The following is a 19071-nucleotide window of genomic DNA, read 5'->3' as shown; positions in this document are numbered from 1 at the left end:
GGCGGCTAACGTTCGATCATGGACGTGCCGCAGTACCCCCGAAAGCCGAAGCCGGGCGACCGGGTCGCCGTCGTGTCACCCTCCGCCGGTCTGCCGGCTCTCTTCCCCCACGTGTACGAGCTGGGCCTGCGCCGGCTGCGCGAGGAGTTCGACCTGGAGCCGGTGGAGTATCCGACCACCCGGATCTCCGGCGCCGACCCCCGCGACCGGGCGCGCGACCTGACCGCGGCCTTCGCCGACCCGACGATCACCGCCGTGCTGGCCACGGTGGGCGGCGACGACCTGATCACGGTCACCCCGCACCTGGACGACGCGGTGCTGCGAGCCAACCCCAAGCCCTACTTCGGCTACTCGGACAACACCAACGTGCTCAACCACCTGTACCGGCTGGGGATCGTGGCGTACCACGGCGGCTCGGTCCTGGTGCACCTCGGACGACCCGGCCGGCCGCACCCGCTGACCTTCGACTCGCTCCGCGCGGCTCTCTTCACCTCCGACTGGTACGAGCTGACGCCGGCCCCGGAGTGGGGTGACCGACCGAACCCGTGGGCCGAGCCGGAGACGCTGGCGTACGAGCCGGAGATGCTGCCCGGCGAGGGCTGGCGCTGGCAGGGGCCGGCGCGGGTGGTGCAGGGCCGTACCTGGGGCGGCTGCCTGGAGATCCTGCACTGGCTGCTGGCCACCGACCGGGTGCCCTCGGCCGAGGAGCTGGCCGGGTCGATCCTGGTCTTCGAGACCTCGAACGAGCTGCCCACCGCGACCGAGGTCTTCCGGATCGTGCGGAACCTGGGGGAGCGGGGGCTGCTCGCCGGCTTCCCGGCGATCGTCGTCGGCCGCCCCAAGGCCTGGGACTTCGGCAAGCCGCTCCCGGTGCCGGAGCGGCTGGCGTGGGCCGTTGCCCAGCGGGAGGCGATCACCCGGGCGCTCGCCACGTACGCCCCGGACGCGGTGGTGGTGTTCGACGTCGACCTGGGGCACACCGACCCCCAGTTGATCATTCCGTACGGCGGCGAGATCCGGGTCGACGCCGTCGAACGCCGGATCGCCGTGCGCTACTGATCAGTTGGCGCAGAAGACCGATTGCAGGGCGGCCGGGAAGCCAGCGCTCGCCGGCACCGGGAGCTGCCCCCGGACGTCCCGGTCGATGTCGTACACGTTGACGGCGAGGACGAGTTGCCGGGAGTCGTCCAGGCTGGTCGCGGCGATGCTGGTGAAGCCGGGTCCACCGCCGTCGGTCACCCACACCGGCGTCTCTCCCGACTCGCAGGGCACTTCCAACCGTTGAACGCCCAGGCCGTACCTGACCGGCGAGTCGCCGGTCGGCACCACGGTCTCCAGCTCCCGCTGCTGTGCCGGCGCGAGGAGCCGTCCGTCGAACAGTGCCCGGTGGAACCGCGCCAGGTCGGCCGCCGTCGAGATCATCGCCCCGGCGGTCCAGTCGTAGGACGGACTGAACCGGGTTACATCCCGGCCGGTCAGGTCGTAGCCGTGCAGGTGCCGGCCGTGAATCTCCGGGTCGGTCACCGGGAACGAGGTCTGACTCAGGCCGAGCGGGCCGATGATCCGCCGCCGTACCTCGCCTGCCGCGTCCCGGCCGGTGACCGCCTCGATGACCAGGCCGGCCAACAGGTAGTTGGTGTTCGAGTAGCCCCACGAGGTGCCGGGGGCGAAGTCCGGCCGGTGCGCCATCGCCGCGGCGATCACCGCGCGCGGTGGGATCACCCGGTCCCAGTCGTGATCGTCCAGGTACGGAGCCCAGAAGCTCCGCTCGCCGGTCGGGTCCCAGATGCCGCTGGTGTGGTTCAGCAACTGCCGGACAGTGATCGTCGAACCGTCGTTCTCATTGCCCCGTACGACTCCGGGCAGCCACCGCTCGACCGGGTCGTCGAGGGTGAGCCGGCTCTCGCCGACCAGTTGCAGCAGCACGGTCGACACGAAAGCCTTGGTGTTGCTGGCGATCCGGAACCGGTCGTCCGGCCGGGCCCCTGCCCCGGTGGCCCGGTCGGCCACTCCCGCCGCCACCTGCCACCGCCGGCGGTCGACACGACCGTAGGCGACGGCGCCCGGAAAGCCGTCCGCGACCAACTGGTCGAGCGCGGCCGTCAGCCTCTGGCGTTCCGCCCCGGGTCGGGCGGCGCCGGCCGGCAGGGGCGGGACGGTGAGCGTGACGACCAACGTGCCGACCGACACCACCGAAGTCCACAGCGGACGTTGCATGACCTGCTCCAATCGACGATGAGACGTCTGTCCCCGTCGACCCTGCCGAAGAGGGGGCCGCAGCTGAATGCGGTTGTCCCGCCGAACGGGTGGGGTTAACCCGACAGATCACGGCGGGTTGCCCGGCTGGGCGGGCGGCCCGCACCCGGGCATGCTGAGTCGGCGCGGGCGGCACCGGCCCGCCCTCCGGCACGGGGCGCTCGCGCCCGCTGTCGTCCGGCCCGGTCAGGAGGATCAGATGGCACGTCCACGGCAGCTCCCCAAGCAGGTCGGGTACGTGCTGGCCTGCCTGCCGTTGGCGGTCGCCGGTTTCGCGTACGCCAGCCTCACGGTTCTGGTCGCCCTCACGCTGCTCGGCCTGCCGCTGACGGCCAGTGGCGTGCTCGGTGGCCGCGCCTGGGGTCGGCTGCACCGCGCGCTCGCCCGGACGACGCTGGGGCTGCGGGTCGCCGGCCCGCGTCCGGTCCGCCGACGGCCCGGGCCGCTGGGTTACCTCCGGACCGGCCTGGCTGACGGCACGGGCTGGCGGGCACTTGCCTATCTGGTCGTCAAGCTGCCGGTGACCCTGCTCGCGGCGGCGGTGATCGCGATCTTCCTCTGCTACCCGGTGTTCCTGCTCAGCCATCCCCTCTGGTGGACGTTCATCCAGCCGATCAACACCGACAGCCAGGGCCGGCCGCACCGCGCCGCCCTGCAACTCGGGGACTTCTTCTTCGACACCTGGCCCCGATCGATCCTGCTGGCCGCGATCGGTGCGGGTCTGCTCCTCGTCGGCCCCTGGCTGCTGCGCAAGGTCCTGCTCCTGGATGGACTGCTGATCCGTGGTCTGCTCGGCCCGACCAGCATCGACCACCGGGTCGAGACCCTCGAACAAACCCGTGCCCTGGCCGTCGACGACGCCGCCGCGCTGCTGCGCCGGATCGAGCGCGACCTGCACGACGGCACCCAGGCGCAACTGGTCGCCCTGGCCATGAAGCTCGGGATGGCCAAGGAGAAGCTCGGTGACGGCGCCGCGCCCGAGGCCAGAGCCCTCGTGGAGACCGCACACCGGGACGCCAAGATCGCGATCACCGACCTTCGGGACCTGGCCCGGGGCATCCACCCGCCGATGCTCGACAACGGGCTGGAGGCTGCGCTGGCCACCCTGGTGGCGCGGGGGGCCCTGCCCGTGGTGTTGCGGGTCCAGCTGAGTGATCGGCCGTCACCGGCCGTCGAGACGATCGTCTTCTACTGCGTCGCCGAGCTGCTCACCAACGTCGCCAAACACGGCAGGGCCGGGCAAGCGACCGTCGACGTACGCCAGCACGACGGCCTGCTGCGGGTGCAGGTCGGTGACGACGGCCGTGGGGGAGCCGTGCTCGGGTCGGCCGGCCACGGGCTACCCGGCGGCGGGCTGACCGGGCTGCGCGACCGGGCCCGTACCGTGGACGGCACGATGCGGATCGACAGCCCACCCGGCGGGCCGACGCTGGTCACCGTGGAACTCCCGGTGCGGCCATGACCGGGCTGCGAGTGGTCATCGCCGAGGACTCCGGGATCCTCCGGGACGGGCTCACCTACCTGCTCACCGACCGGGGGCATCGGGTGCTCGCCGCGGTAGCCGACCCGGAGGCGCTGCGGGCCGCCGTCGACGAGCACCGACCAGACATCGCGGTGATCGACATCAGGATGCCACCGACGTACACCGACGAGGGGCTCCGTGCCGCGCTCGCCGTACGCGCCGCCCATCCGGGCACGCCGGTGCTGCTCTTCTCCCAGTACGTCGAGACCCGGTACGCCGCGCAACTGCTCGCCGGCGGCGCTGACGGCGTGGGCTACCTGCTCAAGGACCGGGTTGCCGAGGTCAGCGAGTTCGTCGACGCGCTCACCCGGGTCGCTGGTGGTGCCACCGTGCTCGACCCGGAGGTGGTGACGCAGCTGCTCGCCGGGGGTCGAGGTGCCGAGGAGCTGACCGGGCTCAGCGTGCGGGAACGGGCGGTACTGGGCCTGATGGCCGAGGGACGCTCGAACGTGGCGATCGCCGCGGCGCTGTTTCTCAGCGTGGGGGCGGTGGAGAAACACATCACCAGCATCTTCGGCAAGCTCGACCTGCCCCCGTCCGAGACCGACCACCGCCGGGTCCTGGCAGTCCTGCGCCACCTGCAGTCCGAGCACTGAGGGGTCGCGTCCGTTTTGCGCGAATATTAGGGGTTTTCGACGCCGTGCGGCGTGGACCTGGGCGGAAGCGGGTGGGTGTCGGCCGGCGGGGATAGGCTGGTTCGTGCACCCCCCGTCCGGCTGGACGAGGGGCCGCCGTCGTGTGCGTCGCCTCCTCTGGAAGGACTGCCTTGCTCACCGGTCTGTTCTCCGCCGCCCTGGCCGACCCAGGGCTGGCCCGGGCGCGTGACCTGGCGCGCTCCGGTGCCGCCCAGGTCGACGGGCTCGACATCACCGCCCCCGCCGCGCTGCGCCCCTTCGCCGTCGCGGCGGTCGCCGCGGACAACGCCGGTGGCGGAGCAGAGCGGCCGGTGCTGGCGGTGACCGCCACCAGCCGCGAGGCCGACGACTTGGCCGCCGCGCTCGGCGGGCTGCTGCCGAGCGAGCAGGTGGCGGTCTTCCCATCCTGGGAGACGCTGCCCCACGAGCGGCTCTCTCCGCGTTCGGACACCGTCGGTCGACGGCTGGCGGTGCTGCGCCGGCTGGCGCACCCGGAGTCGACCGACGTGCACGGCCGCACCGGGCCGCTGCGGGTGGTGGTGGCCCCGGTCCGTTCGCTGCTCCAACCGCAGCTCAAGGGGCTCGGCGACCTGGAGCCGGTGCAACTCGCCGCGGGCGAGGAGGCCGACCTCGAGGAGGTCGCCCGCCGGTTGATCGACATGGCGTACGCGCGGGTCGACCTGGTCACCAAGCGCGGTGAGTTCGCCGTACGCGGCGGCATCCTGGACGTCTTCCCGCCCACCGACGAGCACCCGTCCCGGGTCGAGTTCTGGGGCGACGAGGTGGAGGAGATCCGCACCTTCGCCGTCGCCGACCAGCGGACCATCGAGCAGGTCCCGCTGCTCTGGGCGCCGCCCTGCCGGGAGCTGCTGCTGACCCCGTCGGTCCGTGACCGGGCCGCCGCGCTGGCCGAGCAGCACCCCGAGCTGGCCGAGATCCTGGACAAGCTGGCCGAGGGCATCCCCGTGGAGGGGATGGAATCCCTCGCTCCAGTGCTGGTCGGGCCCGACTCGCTGGAGCTGCTGCTGGACGCCATGCCGGCCGGCACCCACGTCCTGCTCTGCGACCCGGAGCGGATCCGCACCCGGGCACACGACCTGGTGCGTACCTCGGAGGAGTTCCTCCAGGCCAGCTGGGCCGCCGCCGCGGTCGGCGGCCAGGCGCCGGTGGACGTCGGCGCTGCCGCGTTCCGCACCCTGGGCGAGGTTCGCTCCGCCGCCGGCAAGCTGGGCCAGCCGTGGTGGACGCTGTCCCCGTTCGGCCTGGTCGAGGCCGCGCCCGCCGAGACGCGGCAGCCCTGGGAAGATGCGCCGGAGCAGGCCGCGGTCACCCCGGACGACGCCATCGCGGTGACCCTGACCGCCCAGCCGGCTCCGCTCTATCACGGCGAGACCTCGCGGGTGGTCGACGACCTCAAGCGTTGGGCCGGCGAGGGCTGGTCGATCGCGCTCGTCTTCGAGGGGCACGGCCCCGCGCAACGGGCCGTGGAGGTGCTGCGCGACGCCGGGCTGGGCGCCCGGCTGACCGAGGAGGTGCCGACCGCGCCCGTCCCCGGTGAGCTGGTGGTGACCTGTGGCGCGCTGAGCAGCGGGTTCGTCGACGAGTCGTCCCGCTTCGTACTGCTCACCGGCAACGACGTGACCGGCGGTCGGGGCACCTCGACCCGCGACATGCGTAAGTTGCCGAGCCGGCGACGCAACACCATCGACCCGCTCGAGCTCAAGGCCGGCGACTTCGTGGTGCACGAGCAGCACGGCATCGGCCGGTACGTCGAGCTGGTGCAGCGCACCGTCAACGGCGCCAGCCGCGAATACCTGGTCATCGAGTACGCGGCGAGCAAGCGGGGCCAGCCCGGCGACCGGCTCTTCGTCCCGACCGACCAGCTCGACCAGCTCTCCCGCTACGTGGGCGGCGAGCAGCCGACCCTGCACAAGATGGGCGGCTCGGACTGGCAGAAGTCCAAGGCCCGGGCCCGCAAGGCGGTCCGGGAGATCGCCGCGCAGCTGATCCAGCTCTACGCCGCCCGCAAGGCGTCCAAGGGGCACTCGTTCGGCCCGGACACGCCGTGGCAGCGGGAGCTGGAGGACGCCTTCCCCTGGCAGGAGACTCCGGACCAGCTCGCCGCGATCGACGAGGTCAAGCGGGACATGGAGCAGACCGTTCCGATGGACCGACTGATCTGCGGCGACGTCGGCTACGGCAAGACCGAGATCGCGGTCCGGGCGGCGTTCAAGGCCGTCCAGGACGGCAAGCAGGTGGCGGTGCTGGTGCCGACCACGCTGCTGGTGCAGCAGCACTTCAACACCTTCGCCGAGCGGATGAGTCAGTTCCCGGTCGAGATCCGGCAGCTGTCCCGGTTCCAGACCCCGAAGGAGACCGAGCGGACGCTGGAGATGGTCGCCGACGGCACCGTCGACATCGTCATCGGCACCCACCGACTGCTCCAGACCGCGACCCGGTTCAAGCAGTTGGGTCTCGTGGTCGTCGACGAGGAGCAGCGCTTCGGCGTCGAGCACAAGGAGCACCTGAAGACGCTGCGGGCCTCGGTCGACGTCCTGAGCATGTCGGCCACCCCGATCCCGCGCACCCTGGAGATGGCGATCACCGGCATCCGCGAGATGTCCACCATCGCCACCCCGCCGGAGGAGCGGCACCCGGTGCTCACCTTCGTGGGCGCGCACGACGACCGGCAGGTCGCCGCGTCCATCCATCGTGAGCTGCTGCGTGACGGGCAGGTCTTCTACCTGCACAACCGAGTCGAGTCGATCGACCGGGCGGCGCGGCGGCTGCGAGAGTTGGTGCCCGAGGCGCGGGTCGCGGTGGCGCACGGCCAGATGGGCGAGGACGCCCTGGAGAAGGTCATGGTCGGCTTCTGGGAGAAGGAGTTCGACGTCCTGGTCTGCACCACGATCGTGGAGTCCGGCATCGACATCCCCAACGCCAACACCCTGATCGTGGAGCGGGCCGACCTGCTCGGCCTGGCCCAGCTCCACCAGATCCGCGGCCGGGTCGGCCGGGGCCGCGAGCGGGCGTACGCCTACTTCCTGTACCCGCCGGAGAAGCCGCTCACCGAGCACGCGCACGAGCGGCTGGCCACCATCGCCCAGCACACCGAGCTGGGCGCCGGCATGTACGTGGCCATGAAGGACCTGGAGATCCGGGGTGCCGGCAACCTGCTCGGCGGTGAGCAGTCCGGGCACATCGAGGGCGTGGGCTTCGACCTGTACGTGCGGATGGTCGGCGAGGCGGTCTCCGCGTTCAAGGGTGAGCGCTCGGAGGACGAGCCCGACGTCAAGATCGATCTGCCGATCGACGCGCACCTGCCGCACGACTACGTGAGCGTGGAGCGGCTGCGCCTGGAGATGTACCGCAAGCTCGCCGAGGCGCGCGACGAGGCACGGCTGAGCGAGGTGGTCGCCGAGATGACCGACCGGTACGGCGAGCCGCCGGCCCCGGTGCAGAACCTGGTGGCGGTGGCCCGGTTCCGTCTGCTGGCCCGCCGGTACGGCCTCACCGACGTGTCCATGCAGGGCAAGCACGTGCGGTTCGGCCCCTTGCCGTTGCCGGATTCCAAGCAGATGCGGCTCAAGCGCTACCACCCGGACGCCGTCTACAAGCAGGCCACCGACCAGGTCAGCGTGCCCCGCCCGAGCACCCGTCGGGTGGGCGGCGAGCCGCTGCGCGACCAGGCGCTGCTGGAGTGGTGCGCCCAGTTGCTCTCCGACGTGCTGGGCGCCCCCGCCCCGCTGGCCGCCTTGGCCGGGTGAGGTGGGGGCCGTCACAGCACGGAAGAGGGCATGAGAGAGTGACGGGCATGCGTGCTCGCCGTGTGATCGCCGCCGCCAGCGTCGCGGCCCTGGGTGTCCTCTCCCTCGCCGCCTGCGGAAAGTCCGCACCGGACGTCGCCGCCTACGTCGGTGACACCACCTACTCGCTGGAGCGGGTCGACGGGATCTACGACGACGCGCAGGCGAAGTACGGCGAGTCGGTGCGGCAGCAGGCAGCCCAGGCCGGCGCCACGCCGTCACCGGACCAGCTGCGCTCCGCCGCCGTCACCCGGCAGGGCGTGGTGAACCTGCTGGTCAGCCTCGAGCTGGGCAAGCGGGTTGCGGCGGCGAAGAACCTCCAGGTGCCCGACGAGGTCACTCCGGAGCAGTTGGCGCAGAACCTGGGCGTGCCGGCCAACACCGAGTACGCCAAGCTCTGGGGCGAGTGGATCGATCTGCTCCAGGTGCTCAACCAGCAGCTCCCGCCAGCCGAGCTGAGCGACGACTCGCTGACGGCCGTCTACCAGGCTCTGGTCAAGGCCAAGGCGATCCAGGGTGGTCTGTCGGTGGCCGACGTCCGGAAGGCGTTCGGCGACGGCGGTTTCGTCCGCGCCGCCACCGCGCTCAGCACCGCGCTGGAGGAGGAGGCGAGCAAGGTCGACGTCTCGCTCAACCCGCGCTACCGGGCCGTCGGGGTGCCGTCGGTGGTGAGCACCGGCCAGTCGCTGGTCTTCTACTCGCTGCCGTACATCAACGAGGCCGGGCCGGTCACCGACATCTCCACCCCGGAGCCGACCGCATCGTCGAGCGCGGCTTCGGAGGCAGAGGGCACGGCCAGCTGAGCATGTCGGCACGGATCGTCCTGTTGGTCACCTCGCCCCGGCTGCCGGCCGGCCTGCTGACCGCCGCCGCCTGGGATGTCGTACGCCAGCACCCGGTGCTTGTTGGCGCGGAGAGTGAGCTGACCACGGCCCTGCGCGTGGCGGGCGCCGAGGTCACCGTCGTGGACGGTCCGGCGGCGCAGGCACTGCTGGACACGGTGGCGGCACACGGCACGGTGGTCTGGTTGGCCGGTCCGGCCGGCGACGAGTCGTTGGCCCGGGAGCTGGGTCTGCGGCTGGCCCGGGAGCCGGGGCTGGCCGAGTTGGAGCTCATGTACGGCTCGTGGGATCCGCCGGGCGCCCGGCTGCTGGACGCGGTGGCCGTGTTGGACCAGTTGGCGTCGCCGGGTGGTGACCCGTGGAAGCGGGCGCAGACGCATCAGAGCCTCGCCGGTTATCTGCTGGAGGAGAGCTACGAGGCGTACGACGCGATCAGCGCCGGTGACACCGACGCGCTGCGCGAGGAGTTGGGTGACGTGCTGCTCCAGGTGGTGCTGCACGCCCGGCTCGCCGAGGAGCTGCCCGAAGGCGAGCGGTGGAACGTCGACGACGTGGCCGGGGGGCTGGTCGACAAGATGATCCGGCGCAATCCGCACGTGTTCGCTGGCGCGGAGGCGGGCACCCTGGAGGAGATCACCGCCAACTGGGAGCGGATCAAGCGGGCCGAGAAGGCGCGCGATTCGGTGCTGGACGGCATCGCGTTGAGTCAACCCGCCCTGGCCCTGGCCGCGCAGATCCTCGATCGGGCCACCCGAGCAGGCCTGACCGTCCCACCCCCACCAGCAGAGGCGGACGAGGAGGCGCAACTAGGCGCCGCCCTCCTGGAGACGGTGGCAACAGCGCGGAAGTCCCACCTGGACCCCGAGCAAGCCCTACGCCGCACCACCCTCGCCTACGCCGAGGCCATCCGCGCCGCCGAGCGCCCACTCCCGTCGAGCTGATCAAGGGGTTTCGGTCAGGATCCGGCGCGGAGCTGACACGAGCCTCTTGATCAACGCGGGCAGTGGGCCCGAGCTCGGTGGCCTGGGCCCGGAGGTCGGTAGGGTCAGGGGGTGGAAGCGTTTGGGGTTTTGGCGGAGCGGGTTGTCGAGGCTTTGCTGGAGAGTCGGCCAGGGGTCGCCAGCAGTGCCGGGGACCATCGGTTCGACGAGCTCCTGCCGGACCTGTCCGCCGACGCGCTCGCCACCGACCGGGCGATGCTCCTCGACGCGGCGAACGCGCTGTCCGAGCTGGACGCCGACTCGCTCGACGTCGACGAGCAGGTGGACCACGCCCTGCTCACCTCATTCGTGGACCGGGAGCTCTTCGAGCTGACCGAGATCCGGGCGCACGAGTGGGACCCGCTGCACCACAACCCGGGCCCGCTGCTGCATGCGCTGCTCGCCCGCCCGTACGCCCCGGCCGAGGTCCGGCTGACCCACCTGGCCGGTCGGCTCAACGCCGTACCGGATGCCCTCGCCACCGCTCGCGCGACGCTGCGAGACATGCCGCGGATCCACGCCGAGACGGCGGTCGGGCAGTTCACCGGCACGGCGGCGCTGATCCGCGACGAGCTGCCGGCGCTGCTCGCCCAGGCACCCGGCAGCCTCCCCGCCGTGGAGCCGGCGGCCACGGCGGCGATCGCCGCGCTGGAGGAGTTCGTCGCCTGGCTGCGCACCGGCCTGGCCGCCGACGCCGGCCCGGGGCGCGATCCACGGTTGGGCCGCCGCCGTTGGGAGGCTCGGCTCTGGCACACCCTGGACACCGAGCTGGGCGCCGCCGAGATCCAGCGCCGGGCCTGGGCCAACCTGGACCGGGTCACGGCGGAGCTTCGCGAGGCGGCCGTCGAGCTGGTCGGCGGTCCGGCCGACGACGCGGCCGTACGCCGGGCGCTGGACGTGCTCGCCGCCGAGCACCCGAACGACGCCACCATCGTCGAGCTGGCCGGCGTGACCCTCGACGAGGCGACCGACTTCGTCCGGGCGCACGATCTGGTCAGCCTGGTCGACGACCGGTGCGTGATCCAGGAGATGCCGGAGTTCGCGCGGGGCGTCGCGGTGGCGTACTGCGACTCGCCCGGCCCTCTGGAGACCGCCCCGGTGCCCACCTTCTACTGCATCGCGCCCACCCCGGCGGACTGGCCGGCGCAGCGGGTCGAGTCGTTCTACCGCGAGTACAACGACCACATGGTCCGCAACCTGACCGTGCACGAGGCGATGCCCGGGCACTTCCTCCAGCTCGCCCACGCCCGCCGCTACGTCGGTGGCACCCGCGTACGGGCGCTGGCCAGATCCGGCCCGTTCGTCGAGGGCTGGGCGGTGTACGCCGAGGAGCTGATGGCCGGGCTCGGCTTCGGTGGTTTGCCGGTGCGGTTGCAGCAGCTCAAGATGCAGCTGCGGATGACCATCAACGCCCTGCTCGACCAGTTGGTGCACGCCGAGGACCTGCCCGAGGCCGAGGCGATGGCGCTGATGACCGGGCGCGGCTTCCAGGAGGAGGGCGAGGCGGCCGGCAAGTGGCGTCGCGCGCTGCTGACCTCGACCCAGCTCTCCACCTACTTCGTGGGGTACAGCGAGGTGGCCGAGATCGCGGCCACGCGCCCGGAGGGGACGTCGCGGCGCGCCTGGCACGACGCGATGCTCGCCCACGACTGCCCGCCCCCGCGCCACCTGCGCACCCTGCTCGGCGTCTGAGGGCAGAGCCGGCGCCCGCGCGCCGGCGGCCGGGCCCGCGCTCGTGCCCACGCGGGCACCCCGTCGAGGGTGCCCAGCGGCACCCAGCGGGTGTCGGCGGGCAGGTCGGCGACCCGTGGCACGGCTCCGTCGGCGGTGCTCAGCAGTTTCGCGCCGATCACCGGCAGGGCGAGGTCGGTGGGCGCCGGCCCGGCGGCCGTGTCGGTCACTGGCCGCCTGGGCGGTTGTCGACCACGCTGGCCCCCGCAGGCACGTCGAACGCGCTGCTCGGCACCGAATCGGAGTAGCGGCTGAGCGCCACCTCCACCGGCTCGCCGTCGACCGAGCCGGTGAAGCTGCCCAACACACCCTCGGTGGTCACGCAGGCGGTGAAGTCACCCTCGGAGCGCTGCACCTCGACGCAGGCGGCGTGGTGCCCGGCGACGGTGGTGTCGCTCTGCTTGATCTCCGCCGCCGGGTCGAGCGCGGCGGCGGTCAGCATCCCCACCACCACCGGCGGCGTGACCAGGCCCTGCTGGTTGGCCTCGTTGAAGAGCGCCACCGTGGGCTTGCTGCCCGGGGTCGGCGGGGGGACCAGCGTGCACACCGTACGACCGTCGGTCGCCGTGCACCGGGTGGTCGCGTCGGGCGTGACGGTGAGCCGTCCCCCCGGGTAGGTGTACGCGGAGCGGACCGGATCCTGCGCCTGCACGATCGCGGCGCTCTGTGCATCGGGAAGCTGATAGTCGGCCGAGTAGGTCAGTTCGAGGGCCCGGTCGAGCCGGGCGGCGAGATCGTTCACCAGATCGGACCGGCCCATGGCCCGTCCGGCGTCCTCGAATGACTGACAGCCAGTGACCGTGAGCGACGCGATGACCGACACGGCGAGCATGCGGAGGGTGGTCGAGGCGGCGGGCATGGCGACCAGCCTGGTCGATCGGGTCCGCGCAGCGCAAACCCGTTGCCGGTTGGCTCCCGGTAAACCGGGAATGTCCGTCAACGTGGGGCACCTCGGGTACGCGGGCGACGCCGTGTCCGTTCCCGCCGCCCGATACGCTGCGTTCAACACCTGCCTCAGCCGCACCGTCGCGGCCCACCCACGGACCGGATATCAACAACGAGGAGCGACTCAGTGGCAACCATCGAGGGAATCGTCGCCCGGGAGATTCTCGACTCGCGGGGCAACCCCACGGTCGAGGTCGAGGTCGGCCTGGACGACGGCACGGTGGCCCGCGCCGCAGTGCCCTCCGGCGCCTCCACCGGCGCCTTCGAGGCGATCGAGCTGCGCGACGGTGACGCCGACCGCTACCAGGGCAAGGGCGTGGAGAAGGCGGTCTCCAACGTCGAAGACAAGATCGTCGACCAGATCATCGGGTACGAGGCCAGCGAGCAGCGGCTCATCGACCAGAAGATGCTCGACATCGACGGCACCGACAGCAAGTCGGAGCTGGGCGCGAACGCCATCCTCGGGGTCTCCCTGGCGGTGGCGAAGGCCGCTGCCGGCAGCGCCGAGCTGAGCCTCTTCCGCTACCTGGGCGGCCCGAACGCGCACCTGCTTCCGGTGCCGATGATGAACATCCTCAACGGTGGCGCGCACGCCGACTCGAACGTCGACATCCAGGAGTTCATGGTCGCGCCGATCGGTGCGCCGAGCTTCCGTGAGGCGCTGCGTTCCGGCGCCGAGGTCTACCACGCACTGAAGTCGGTGCTGAAGAAGAAGGGCCTGTCGACCGGGCTGGGCGACGAGGGCGGCTTCGCGCCGAACCTGCCGACCAACGCCGCGGCTCTGGACCTGATCGCCGAGGCGGTGGAGAAGGCCGGCTACCGGCTCGGCACCGACATCGTGTTCGCGCTCGACGTGGCGGCCACGGAGTTCTTCGACAACGGCACCTACACCTTCGAGGGTGCCGCGAAGTCCGCCGAGGAGATGAGCAACTACTACACCAAGCTGGCCGGTGACTACCCGATCGTCTCGATCGAGGACCCGCTGGCGGAGGACGACTGGAGCGGCTGGCAGACGCTGACCGCTTCGATCGGCGACCGGGTGCAGATCGTCGGCGACGACCTGTTCGTCACCAACCCGCAGCGCATCGCCCGCGGCATCGCCGAGAAGTCGGCCAACGCGGTCCTGGTCAAGGTCAACCAGATCGGTTCGCTGACCGAGACCCTGGACGCGGTGGACCTGGCCCACCGGGCCGGCTTCAAGTGCATGATGAGCCACCGCTCCGGCGAGACCGAGGACACCACCATCGCCGACCTGGCGGTGGCCACCGGTTGCGGCCAGATCAAGACCGGCGCGCCGGCCCGCTCGGACCGGGTCGCCAAGTACAACCAGCTGCTCCGGATCGAGGAGGAGCTGGCCGACGCGGCGCGCTACGCCGGTGCCGGCGCGTTCCCGCGCTACCGTTCGGCCTGAGAGTGATCGGGAAGCCCTGCTCGCCCAGGGCTTCCCACCACCTCTGTAACGCACGAAGCCTCGGGGGAGGGGTGTGAGGATGACGCAGCGCCGCACACCGGGTGGTCAACGTCCCGCCCGTCGGCCGGGTCAGTCCGGCCGACCTGGCGGCGGCCGGGCCACCCGCGGGTCGGTCCGCGAGTCCGGTGTACGCGCCGAGCCGCGGGGCGTCGCCGGTCGGGCGCCGGGCGCGGCCCGGGGCGCCGAGGGGGTCCGCTCCGCGAACCGCCCGGCAGCGGCCCGGCGTACCGCCGCTGGTGGCGCCGTCAAGCGGCTCGCCGCACCCCACCCCCGTCGCTTCACCGGCCGGGCCACCGTGCTGTTCGCGGTGCTGATCGCGCTCGCTCTGGCCTACACCTACCCGGTCCGGGTCTACCTGGACCAGCAGGCGGACATCGAGCGGATGGAAGCCGCCCAGGCCGAGCAGGAGAAGGTCATCGCGGACCTCCAGGCCGAGGCGGCCAAGTGGCAGGACAACGAGTACATCAAGACCCAGGCCCGGGAGCGGTTCTTCATGGGCCGGCCGGGCGAGAAGATGATGGTGGTGCTGCACGACCCGGATGGCGCCGCCCGGGACGCCGGGTCGTCCGGGCCGGCTGCCCCGGCAGCGCCGGTGACCTGGTACGACACGCTCTGGTCGAGCATCCAGGCGGCGGACAGTCAGCGGCCGAGCCAGTGAGTAACCGATCAGCGCGTCAGGAGAGATGGAAACCGTGACTGTCGTACCACCGTCGGAGTCGGCGGCGGATTCCGTACCCCTGCCGCAGCGGGCACCGGCGACCGAGGCCGACCGGGCGGCGGTGGCCGCGCAGCTCGGCCGCCCGCCCCGGGGCACCCGGGCCGTGGCCCACCGCTGCCCGTGCGGGCTGCCGGACGTGGTGGAGACGACCCCCCGGCTCTCCGACGGCACCCCGTTCCCGACGCTGTACTACCTGACCTGCCCGCGGGCGACCGCGGCGTGCAGTCGACTGGAGTCGGCCGGGTTGATGAAGGAGATGGCCGACCGGCTGGCGACGGATCCCGAGCTGGCCGCGCACTACCGGGCCGCGCACGAGGATTACCTCACGCGCCGGGAGGCCATCGGGGAGGTGCCGGAGATCGCCGGCATCTCGGCCGGCGGGATGCCGGGCCGGGTCAAGTGCCTGCACGTGCACCTCGGGCACGCGCTGGGTGCCGGCCCCGGGGTCAACCCGTTCGGCGACGAGACGCTGGAGTTGGTCGAGCCCTGGTGGACGGCCGGCCCGTGTGTGGACGTGCCGGCGAGCGAATGAACACGGACTCCGGGTCCTCGGCGCCGGTCGCCGAGTCGCAGATCCTGGTGCGGCGTGCCCGCACCGGGGACGTGCGGGGCATCCGGCGGCTGGTCGACACGTACACGGACGACCGGCGGCTGCTGAGCAAGGCCACCGTGACCCTCTACGAGCAGGTCCAGGAGTTCCGGGTGGCGGTCCGGGCCGAGGACGACGCCGTGGTGGGCTGCGGCGCGCTGCACGTGATGTGGGAGGACCTGGCCGAGATCCGGACGGTCGCGGTGGACCCGTCCTGCCGGGGCCAGCGAATCGGTCACCGGCTGGTGGGCGAGCTGATCGACGCGGCTCGTGAGCTGGGCGTGGCGCGGATCTTCGTGCTCACCTTCGAGACCCGGTTCTTCGCCTCGTTCGGCTTCCGCGCGATCGACGGCGCGCCCGTGCCGCAGCCCGTCTACGAGCAGCTGCTGCGCTCGTACGACGAGGGTGTCGCCGAATTCCTGGACCTCGAGCGGGTCAAGCCGAACACGCTGGGCAACACCCGGATGCTGCTGCGCCTGTAGTCAGGCGCCGCGGGGGTGGCTGGCGAAGAAGGCCCACATCAGGTCGGTGGCCGACAGCCCAGCGCCGGGTGCGGCGAGCTGACCCGACGTGGCTCCCGGCCAACTGTGACCCATCTCGGTGATGGTGTACACGCTGACGTCGCTGCCGTCCGCGCAGCGGGCCATGGTCTGGGTCACCTTCGGCACCCCGGACGCCTTCGGGGCCGGCCGACACTTCAGCCGCTCCTGCCAGGTCTTGATGCCCGCCTGAAAGGTCGCGGCGTACCGGTCCTGGCCGCCGATGAAGGTGATCACGGAGACCGGGCTCTTCGGCACGAAGTCCTCGGCCTGCGCCAGGGTGCCGCTGTAGCCGCCGCTGACCACACCGATCGCAGCGAACGTGCCGGTGCTCTCCACCGCCGCCCGGAAGCTCATGTCGCCACCGTTCGAGATGCCGGTGAGAAAGACCCGGTTGGGGTCGGCCCGCCAGGTCTGCACCAGGTGGTCGGTGAGGGCGTTGAGGAAGCCGACATCGTCCTGGCTGCCGCAGCAGATCAGCGCGTTGAAGCCGCCGCCCTGCCCGTCGGGGTAGGCGACCAGGACGTTGTCCTTGTCGGCCTTGGCGTCCAGCCCGGCCAGCTCCCGCATCGAGGCGCCAGCGCCGGGATAGAAGTGCAGCGCGATGACGAGGGCGGTGGACCGGTTCGGGTCGTACCCGGGCGGGGCATGCAGCAGGTACGTCCGGTCCAGCCCGTTGTGTTGCAGGGTGAGGCGGTGATCACCGGCCGCCGGGCGTTCGCTCGGCGCGGGTGGTGACGCGGACGGGGTCGACGAGGACCGCCCCCGGTCCCCGCACGCCGCGAGCGCCACGATGAGCCAGAGCCCCGTCAGCACCGTCATCGTCCGCCGCACGTCAGCCCCCCTCGTCGACCCGCGCCGTCCACACTGGAGATCTTCTACGTGTGGATCAACCCTTTCGGTCCAGGCCGAAGGCGGGCAGGCTGTTGTCATGCTTCGCCTTCGGCTCGGACCGGCGGACCTGTGCCGGGTGCGGTTCGCCGACCGGCTGCACCCGGTCGGGACCGCGCTGCTGGCTGGTCAGTGGCTGCGCGACCCCACGGTCGCGGTGCTGGCACCGGCCCTGGCCCAGAGCGCGGCAGCGGCGGTCGAGGATGCCGGTGGCGCCAGGGCCGCCACCGCGATCCTGCGACACCTGCTGCCCGACCGGGGGCATCTGCCGGATTTCGTCACTCCCTTCGACGGCCTGGAGTCGGTGACGGCCGGCCTTGAAGCGATTCGGGCCACCCCGACGTCGCGGGTCCGCGCCGAGGTCACCGCGGCATACACCAAGGCCGACGCCACCCCGCTGCGGCGACGATTCGCCGCGGCCGACCCGGAGGTGCTGGACCTGTTCGGCGGGGCCGTGCGCACCTGGTTCGAGGCCGTCCTCGCGCCGCACTGGCCCGACCTGGTGTCCGCGCACAACCAGCAGGTGACCTGCGCCGGCCAGCGGTTGGCGCTGCACGGCCTGGCGGGCCTCTTCGCGAACCTGCACCCGGCGATCCGGTGGCGGGAGCCGGTGCTGGAGATCCGGACCTGGTGGCAGGGGGAACTGGCCGGCACCGGCCACGGCCTCGTCCTGCTGCCGTCGCCGTTGGCCGGCCCTCGCCCCCGGGTGCTGGTCGAGCCGGGCCGTCCGATCCTGATCGTGTACCCGGTGCCGATGCCGCGCCCGTCCGCCACCGTGCCGGGTGACGCCCTCGGACGGCTGCTCGGCACCACCCGGGCGATGGTGCTCCGCCGGCTCGCGGAGGCCGGCGGGTCGACCACGACCGTGTTGGCCCGGGCTGCCGGAATCAGTCTCTCCTCGGCGTCGGAGCATGCCACCGCGCTGCGGGCGGCTGGCCTGATCGCCACCGAGCGCGACGGCGGGGCCGTGCGGCACCACCTGACATCGCTCGGAGCGCACCTGCTGGGGGCGGGTGACGAGGCTTCGGTGGCAGCCTGGCCGTCGAACGGACAAGCCGACGGGAGCCCGCCCGGTCTCCCGTAAGGTTGCTGCCGTGACGACGCGTGTGGCGGCCATCGACTGCGGGACCAACTCGATCCGACTGCTGGTCGCCGACCTGCCCGACCCCGCGGCCGGGCCCGAGGCGCCGTTGACGGACCTGACCCGGCGGATGGAGATCGTCCGGCTCGGCCAGGGAGTGGACCGGACCGGTCGGCTGGCCCCGGAGGCGATCGAGCGCACGCGCGTCGCGCTGGCGTCGTACGCCACGGAGATCGAGAAGCTCGGCGCGGACCGGGTACGGATGTGCGCCACCTCCGCCTCCCGGGACGCCGCCAACGCCGACGACTTCACCGACATGGTGCAGCGCACCCTCGGGGTCGCGCCCGAGGTGGTCACCGGCGACGAGGAGGCGCGGCTCTCGTTCACCGGCGCGGTGCGCGGGCTGCCCGCCGACGCGAAGGAGCCGTTCCTGGTCGTCGACATCGGCGGCGGTTCGACCGAGTTCGTGGTCGGTGACCGGGTCGACGGGGTCCGGGCGGCGATCTCGATGGACATCGGTTGTGTCCGGATGACCGAGCGGCACCTGCACGGCAACCCGCCGACCCCGACCGAGATCACCGCCGCCCGGGCGGACATCGAGGCGGCCGTGGACCGGGCGCTCGCCGAGGTGCCCGGCCGCGAGGCGGCCACGCTGGTCGGCCTCGCCGGGTCGGTCACCACCGTGGTCGCCATCGCGCAGGGCCTGCGGGAGTACGACCCGGAGCGCATCCACCACGCCCGGGTGTCGTACGACGCGGTCGCCCAGGTGACCGGCGATCTGCTGGGCCGGACCAGCGAGCAGCGGTTGGCGATTCCGGTGATGCACCCGGGCCGGGCCGACGTGATCGGGGCCGGTGCGCTGGTGCTCCGCGTGATCATGGAACGTGCCGGGATGCCCTCGGTGGTCGCCTCGGAGCACGACATCCTCGACGGCATCGCCTGGAGCCTCCAGTAGCGGTCGGACCCGCCCGGCCCGCGATCCGGGCTTGATCGACTCCAGGTCGCTGATGTCGGGCTGTCCCAAGCGCCAGGATGCCCCGACATCACCGACCTCATTTGGATCAC

General features: G+C 72.2%; 16 protein-coding genes. 13 read left to right on the top strand and 3 right to left on the bottom strand.

Translation table 11 applies throughout. From position 1 onward, the window contains the following. The first annotated feature begins 18 nt into the window (after positions 1-18). Positions 19-1059: a S66 family peptidase gene (locus V6V47_RS19745; RefSeq protein WP_334629759.1), complete on the top strand. Its 1041-nt coding sequence runs from the start codon at positions 19-21 to the stop codon at positions 1057-1059. On the opposite strand, the gene V6V47_RS19740 is transcribed toward V6V47_RS19745, so the two are convergent. After that, positions 1060-2217, bottom strand: coding sequence for a serine hydrolase domain-containing protein (locus V6V47_RS19740; RefSeq protein ID WP_334629758.1), 1158 nt, complete (start codon positions 2215-2217; stop codon positions 1060-1062). Positions 2218-2455: 238 nt separating this feature from the next. On the opposite strand from V6V47_RS19740, the gene V6V47_RS19735 reads away from it, so the two are divergent. From V6V47_RS19735 to V6V47_RS19710, 6 genes are all read left to right on the top strand, one after another. Further along, on the top strand, positions 2456-3718 hold the full coding sequence (locus tag V6V47_RS19735; protein ID WP_334629757.1) for a sensor histidine kinase: 1263 nt from the start codon (positions 2456-2458) through the stop codon (positions 3716-3718). A 5-nt stretch (positions 3719-3723) separates the two neighbouring features. Then, on the top strand, positions 3724-4374 hold the full coding sequence (locus tag V6V47_RS19730) for a response regulator transcription factor (RefSeq protein WP_334629840.1): 651 nt from the start codon (positions 3724-3726) through the stop codon (positions 4372-4374). A 170-nt stretch (positions 4375-4544) separates the two neighbouring features. Continuing rightward, entirely contained in the window at positions 4545-8180 is a 3636-nt protein-coding gene (gene mfd / locus V6V47_RS19725; protein ID WP_334629756.1) for a transcription-repair coupling factor, read from the top strand. Between the two features lie 47 nt (positions 8181-8227). After that, a complete protein-coding gene (locus V6V47_RS19720) occupies positions 8228-9022 on the top strand; it encodes a hypothetical protein (RefSeq protein ID WP_334629755.1) in 795 nt (264 codons plus the stop codon). A gap of 2 nt (positions 9023-9024) precedes the next feature. Further along, entirely contained in the window at positions 9025-10002 is a 978-nt protein-coding gene (locus tag V6V47_RS19715; RefSeq protein ID WP_334629754.1) for a nucleoside triphosphate pyrophosphohydrolase, read from the top strand. A 111-nt stretch (positions 10003-10113) separates the two neighbouring features. Next, positions 10114-11733, top strand: a complete 1620-nt coding sequence (locus V6V47_RS19710) for a DUF885 domain-containing protein (protein ID WP_334629753.1) — start codon at positions 10114-10116, stop codon at positions 11731-11733. A gap of 205 nt (positions 11734-11938) precedes the next feature. Here the strand turns inward: V6V47_RS19710 and V6V47_RS19705 are convergent, their stop codons facing one another. Next, positions 11939-12631, bottom strand: a complete 693-nt coding sequence (locus V6V47_RS19705; RefSeq protein WP_334629752.1) for a hypothetical protein — start codon at positions 12629-12631, stop codon at positions 11939-11941. A 213-nt stretch (positions 12632-12844) separates the two neighbouring features. Here V6V47_RS19705 and eno point away from each other — a divergent pair, with 213 nt between their 5' ends. The 4 genes from eno (at position 12845) to V6V47_RS19685 (ending at position 15977) form a co-directional block, all read left to right on the top strand. After that, on the top strand, positions 12845-14128 hold the full coding sequence (eno, locus tag V6V47_RS19700; RefSeq protein WP_334629751.1) for a phosphopyruvate hydratase: 1284 nt from the start codon (positions 12845-12847) through the stop codon (positions 14126-14128). Positions 14129-14207: 79 nt separating this feature from the next. Then, complete coding sequence (locus V6V47_RS19695) at positions 14208-14846, top strand: FtsB family cell division protein (protein WP_334629750.1); 639 nt, start codon at positions 14208-14210, stop codon at positions 14844-14846. A gap of 34 nt (positions 14847-14880) precedes the next feature. Next, positions 14881-15438: a DUF501 domain-containing protein gene (locus V6V47_RS19690; RefSeq protein WP_334629749.1), complete on the top strand. Its 558-nt coding sequence runs from the start codon at positions 14881-14883 to the stop codon at positions 15436-15438. Then, entirely contained in the window at positions 15435-15977 is a 543-nt protein-coding gene (locus tag V6V47_RS19685) for an amino-acid N-acetyltransferase (protein ID WP_334629748.1), read from the top strand. The genes V6V47_RS19690 and V6V47_RS19685 overlap by 4 nt, the downstream gene beginning before the upstream one ends. On the opposite strand, the gene V6V47_RS19680 is transcribed toward V6V47_RS19685, so the two are convergent. Further along, positions 15978-16856, bottom strand: coding sequence for an alpha/beta hydrolase family esterase (locus V6V47_RS19680; protein ID WP_334629747.1), 879 nt, complete (start codon positions 16854-16856; stop codon positions 15978-15980). A 109-nt stretch (positions 16857-16965) separates the two neighbouring features. On the opposite strand from V6V47_RS19680, the gene V6V47_RS19675 reads away from it, so the two are divergent. Together V6V47_RS19675 and V6V47_RS19670 are read left to right on the top strand one after the other, a co-directional pair. Next, positions 16966-18009 carry an ArsR/SmtB family transcription factor gene (locus V6V47_RS19675; RefSeq protein ID WP_334629746.1) on the top strand — a complete coding sequence of 348 codons (1044 nt, stop codon included), beginning with the start codon at positions 16966-16968 and terminating at the stop codon, positions 18007-18009. 22 nt (positions 18010-18031) lie between these two features. Further along, the gene (locus V6V47_RS19670; protein ID WP_334629839.1) at positions 18032-18961 is read left to right on the top strand and encodes a Ppx/GppA phosphatase family protein; all 930 of its coding nucleotides are present in this window, start codon (positions 18032-18034) and stop codon (positions 18959-18961) included. Positions 18962-19071: the final 110 nt, after the last annotated feature.

Source organism: Micromonospora sp. CPCC 205539, assembly GCF_036906815.1.
GTDB lineage: Bacteria > Actinomycetota > Actinomycetes > Mycobacteriales > Micromonosporaceae > Micromonospora.
The sequence above is the reverse complement of the archived record's forward strand: the minus strand, read 5'-3'. Positions and strand labels throughout refer to the sequence as shown.

What these genes read in the sequence shown, in the direction of transcription:
- V6V47_RS19745 (WP_334629759.1), top strand. Translation starts at nt 19, where the DNA reads ATGGACGTGCCGCAGTACCCCCGAAAGCCGAAGCCGGGCGACCGGGTC.
- V6V47_RS19740 (WP_334629758.1), bottom strand. Translation starts at nt 2,217, where the DNA reads ATGCAACGTCCGCTGTGGACTTCGGTGGTGTCGGTCGGCACGTTGGTC.
- V6V47_RS19735 (WP_334629757.1), top strand. Translation starts at nt 2,456, where the DNA reads ATGGCACGTCCACGGCAGCTCCCCAAGCAGGTCGGGTACGTGCTGGCC.
- V6V47_RS19720 (WP_334629755.1), top strand. Translation starts at nt 8,228, where the DNA reads ATGCGTGCTCGCCGTGTGATCGCCGCCGCCAGCGTCGCGGCCCTGGGT.
- V6V47_RS19715 (WP_334629754.1), top strand. Translation starts at nt 9,025, where the DNA reads ATGTCGGCACGGATCGTCCTGTTGGTCACCTCGCCCCGGCTGCCGGCC.
- V6V47_RS19705 (WP_334629752.1), bottom strand. Translation starts at nt 12,631, where the DNA reads ATGCCCGCCGCCTCGACCACCCTCCGCATGCTCGCCGTGTCGGTCATC.
- V6V47_RS19695 (WP_334629750.1), top strand. Translation starts at nt 14,208, where the DNA reads ATGACGCAGCGCCGCACACCGGGTGGTCAACGTCCCGCCCGTCGGCCG.
- V6V47_RS19685 (WP_334629748.1), top strand. Translation starts at nt 15,435, where the DNA reads ATGAACACGGACTCCGGGTCCTCGGCGCCGGTCGCCGAGTCGCAGATC.
- V6V47_RS19680 (WP_334629747.1), bottom strand. Translation starts at nt 16,856, where the DNA reads ATGACGGTGCTGACGGGGCTCTGGCTCATCGTGGCGCTCGCGGCGTGC.
- V6V47_RS19675 (WP_334629746.1), top strand. Translation starts at nt 16,966, where the DNA reads ATGCTTCGCCTTCGGCTCGGACCGGCGGACCTGTGCCGGGTGCGGTTC.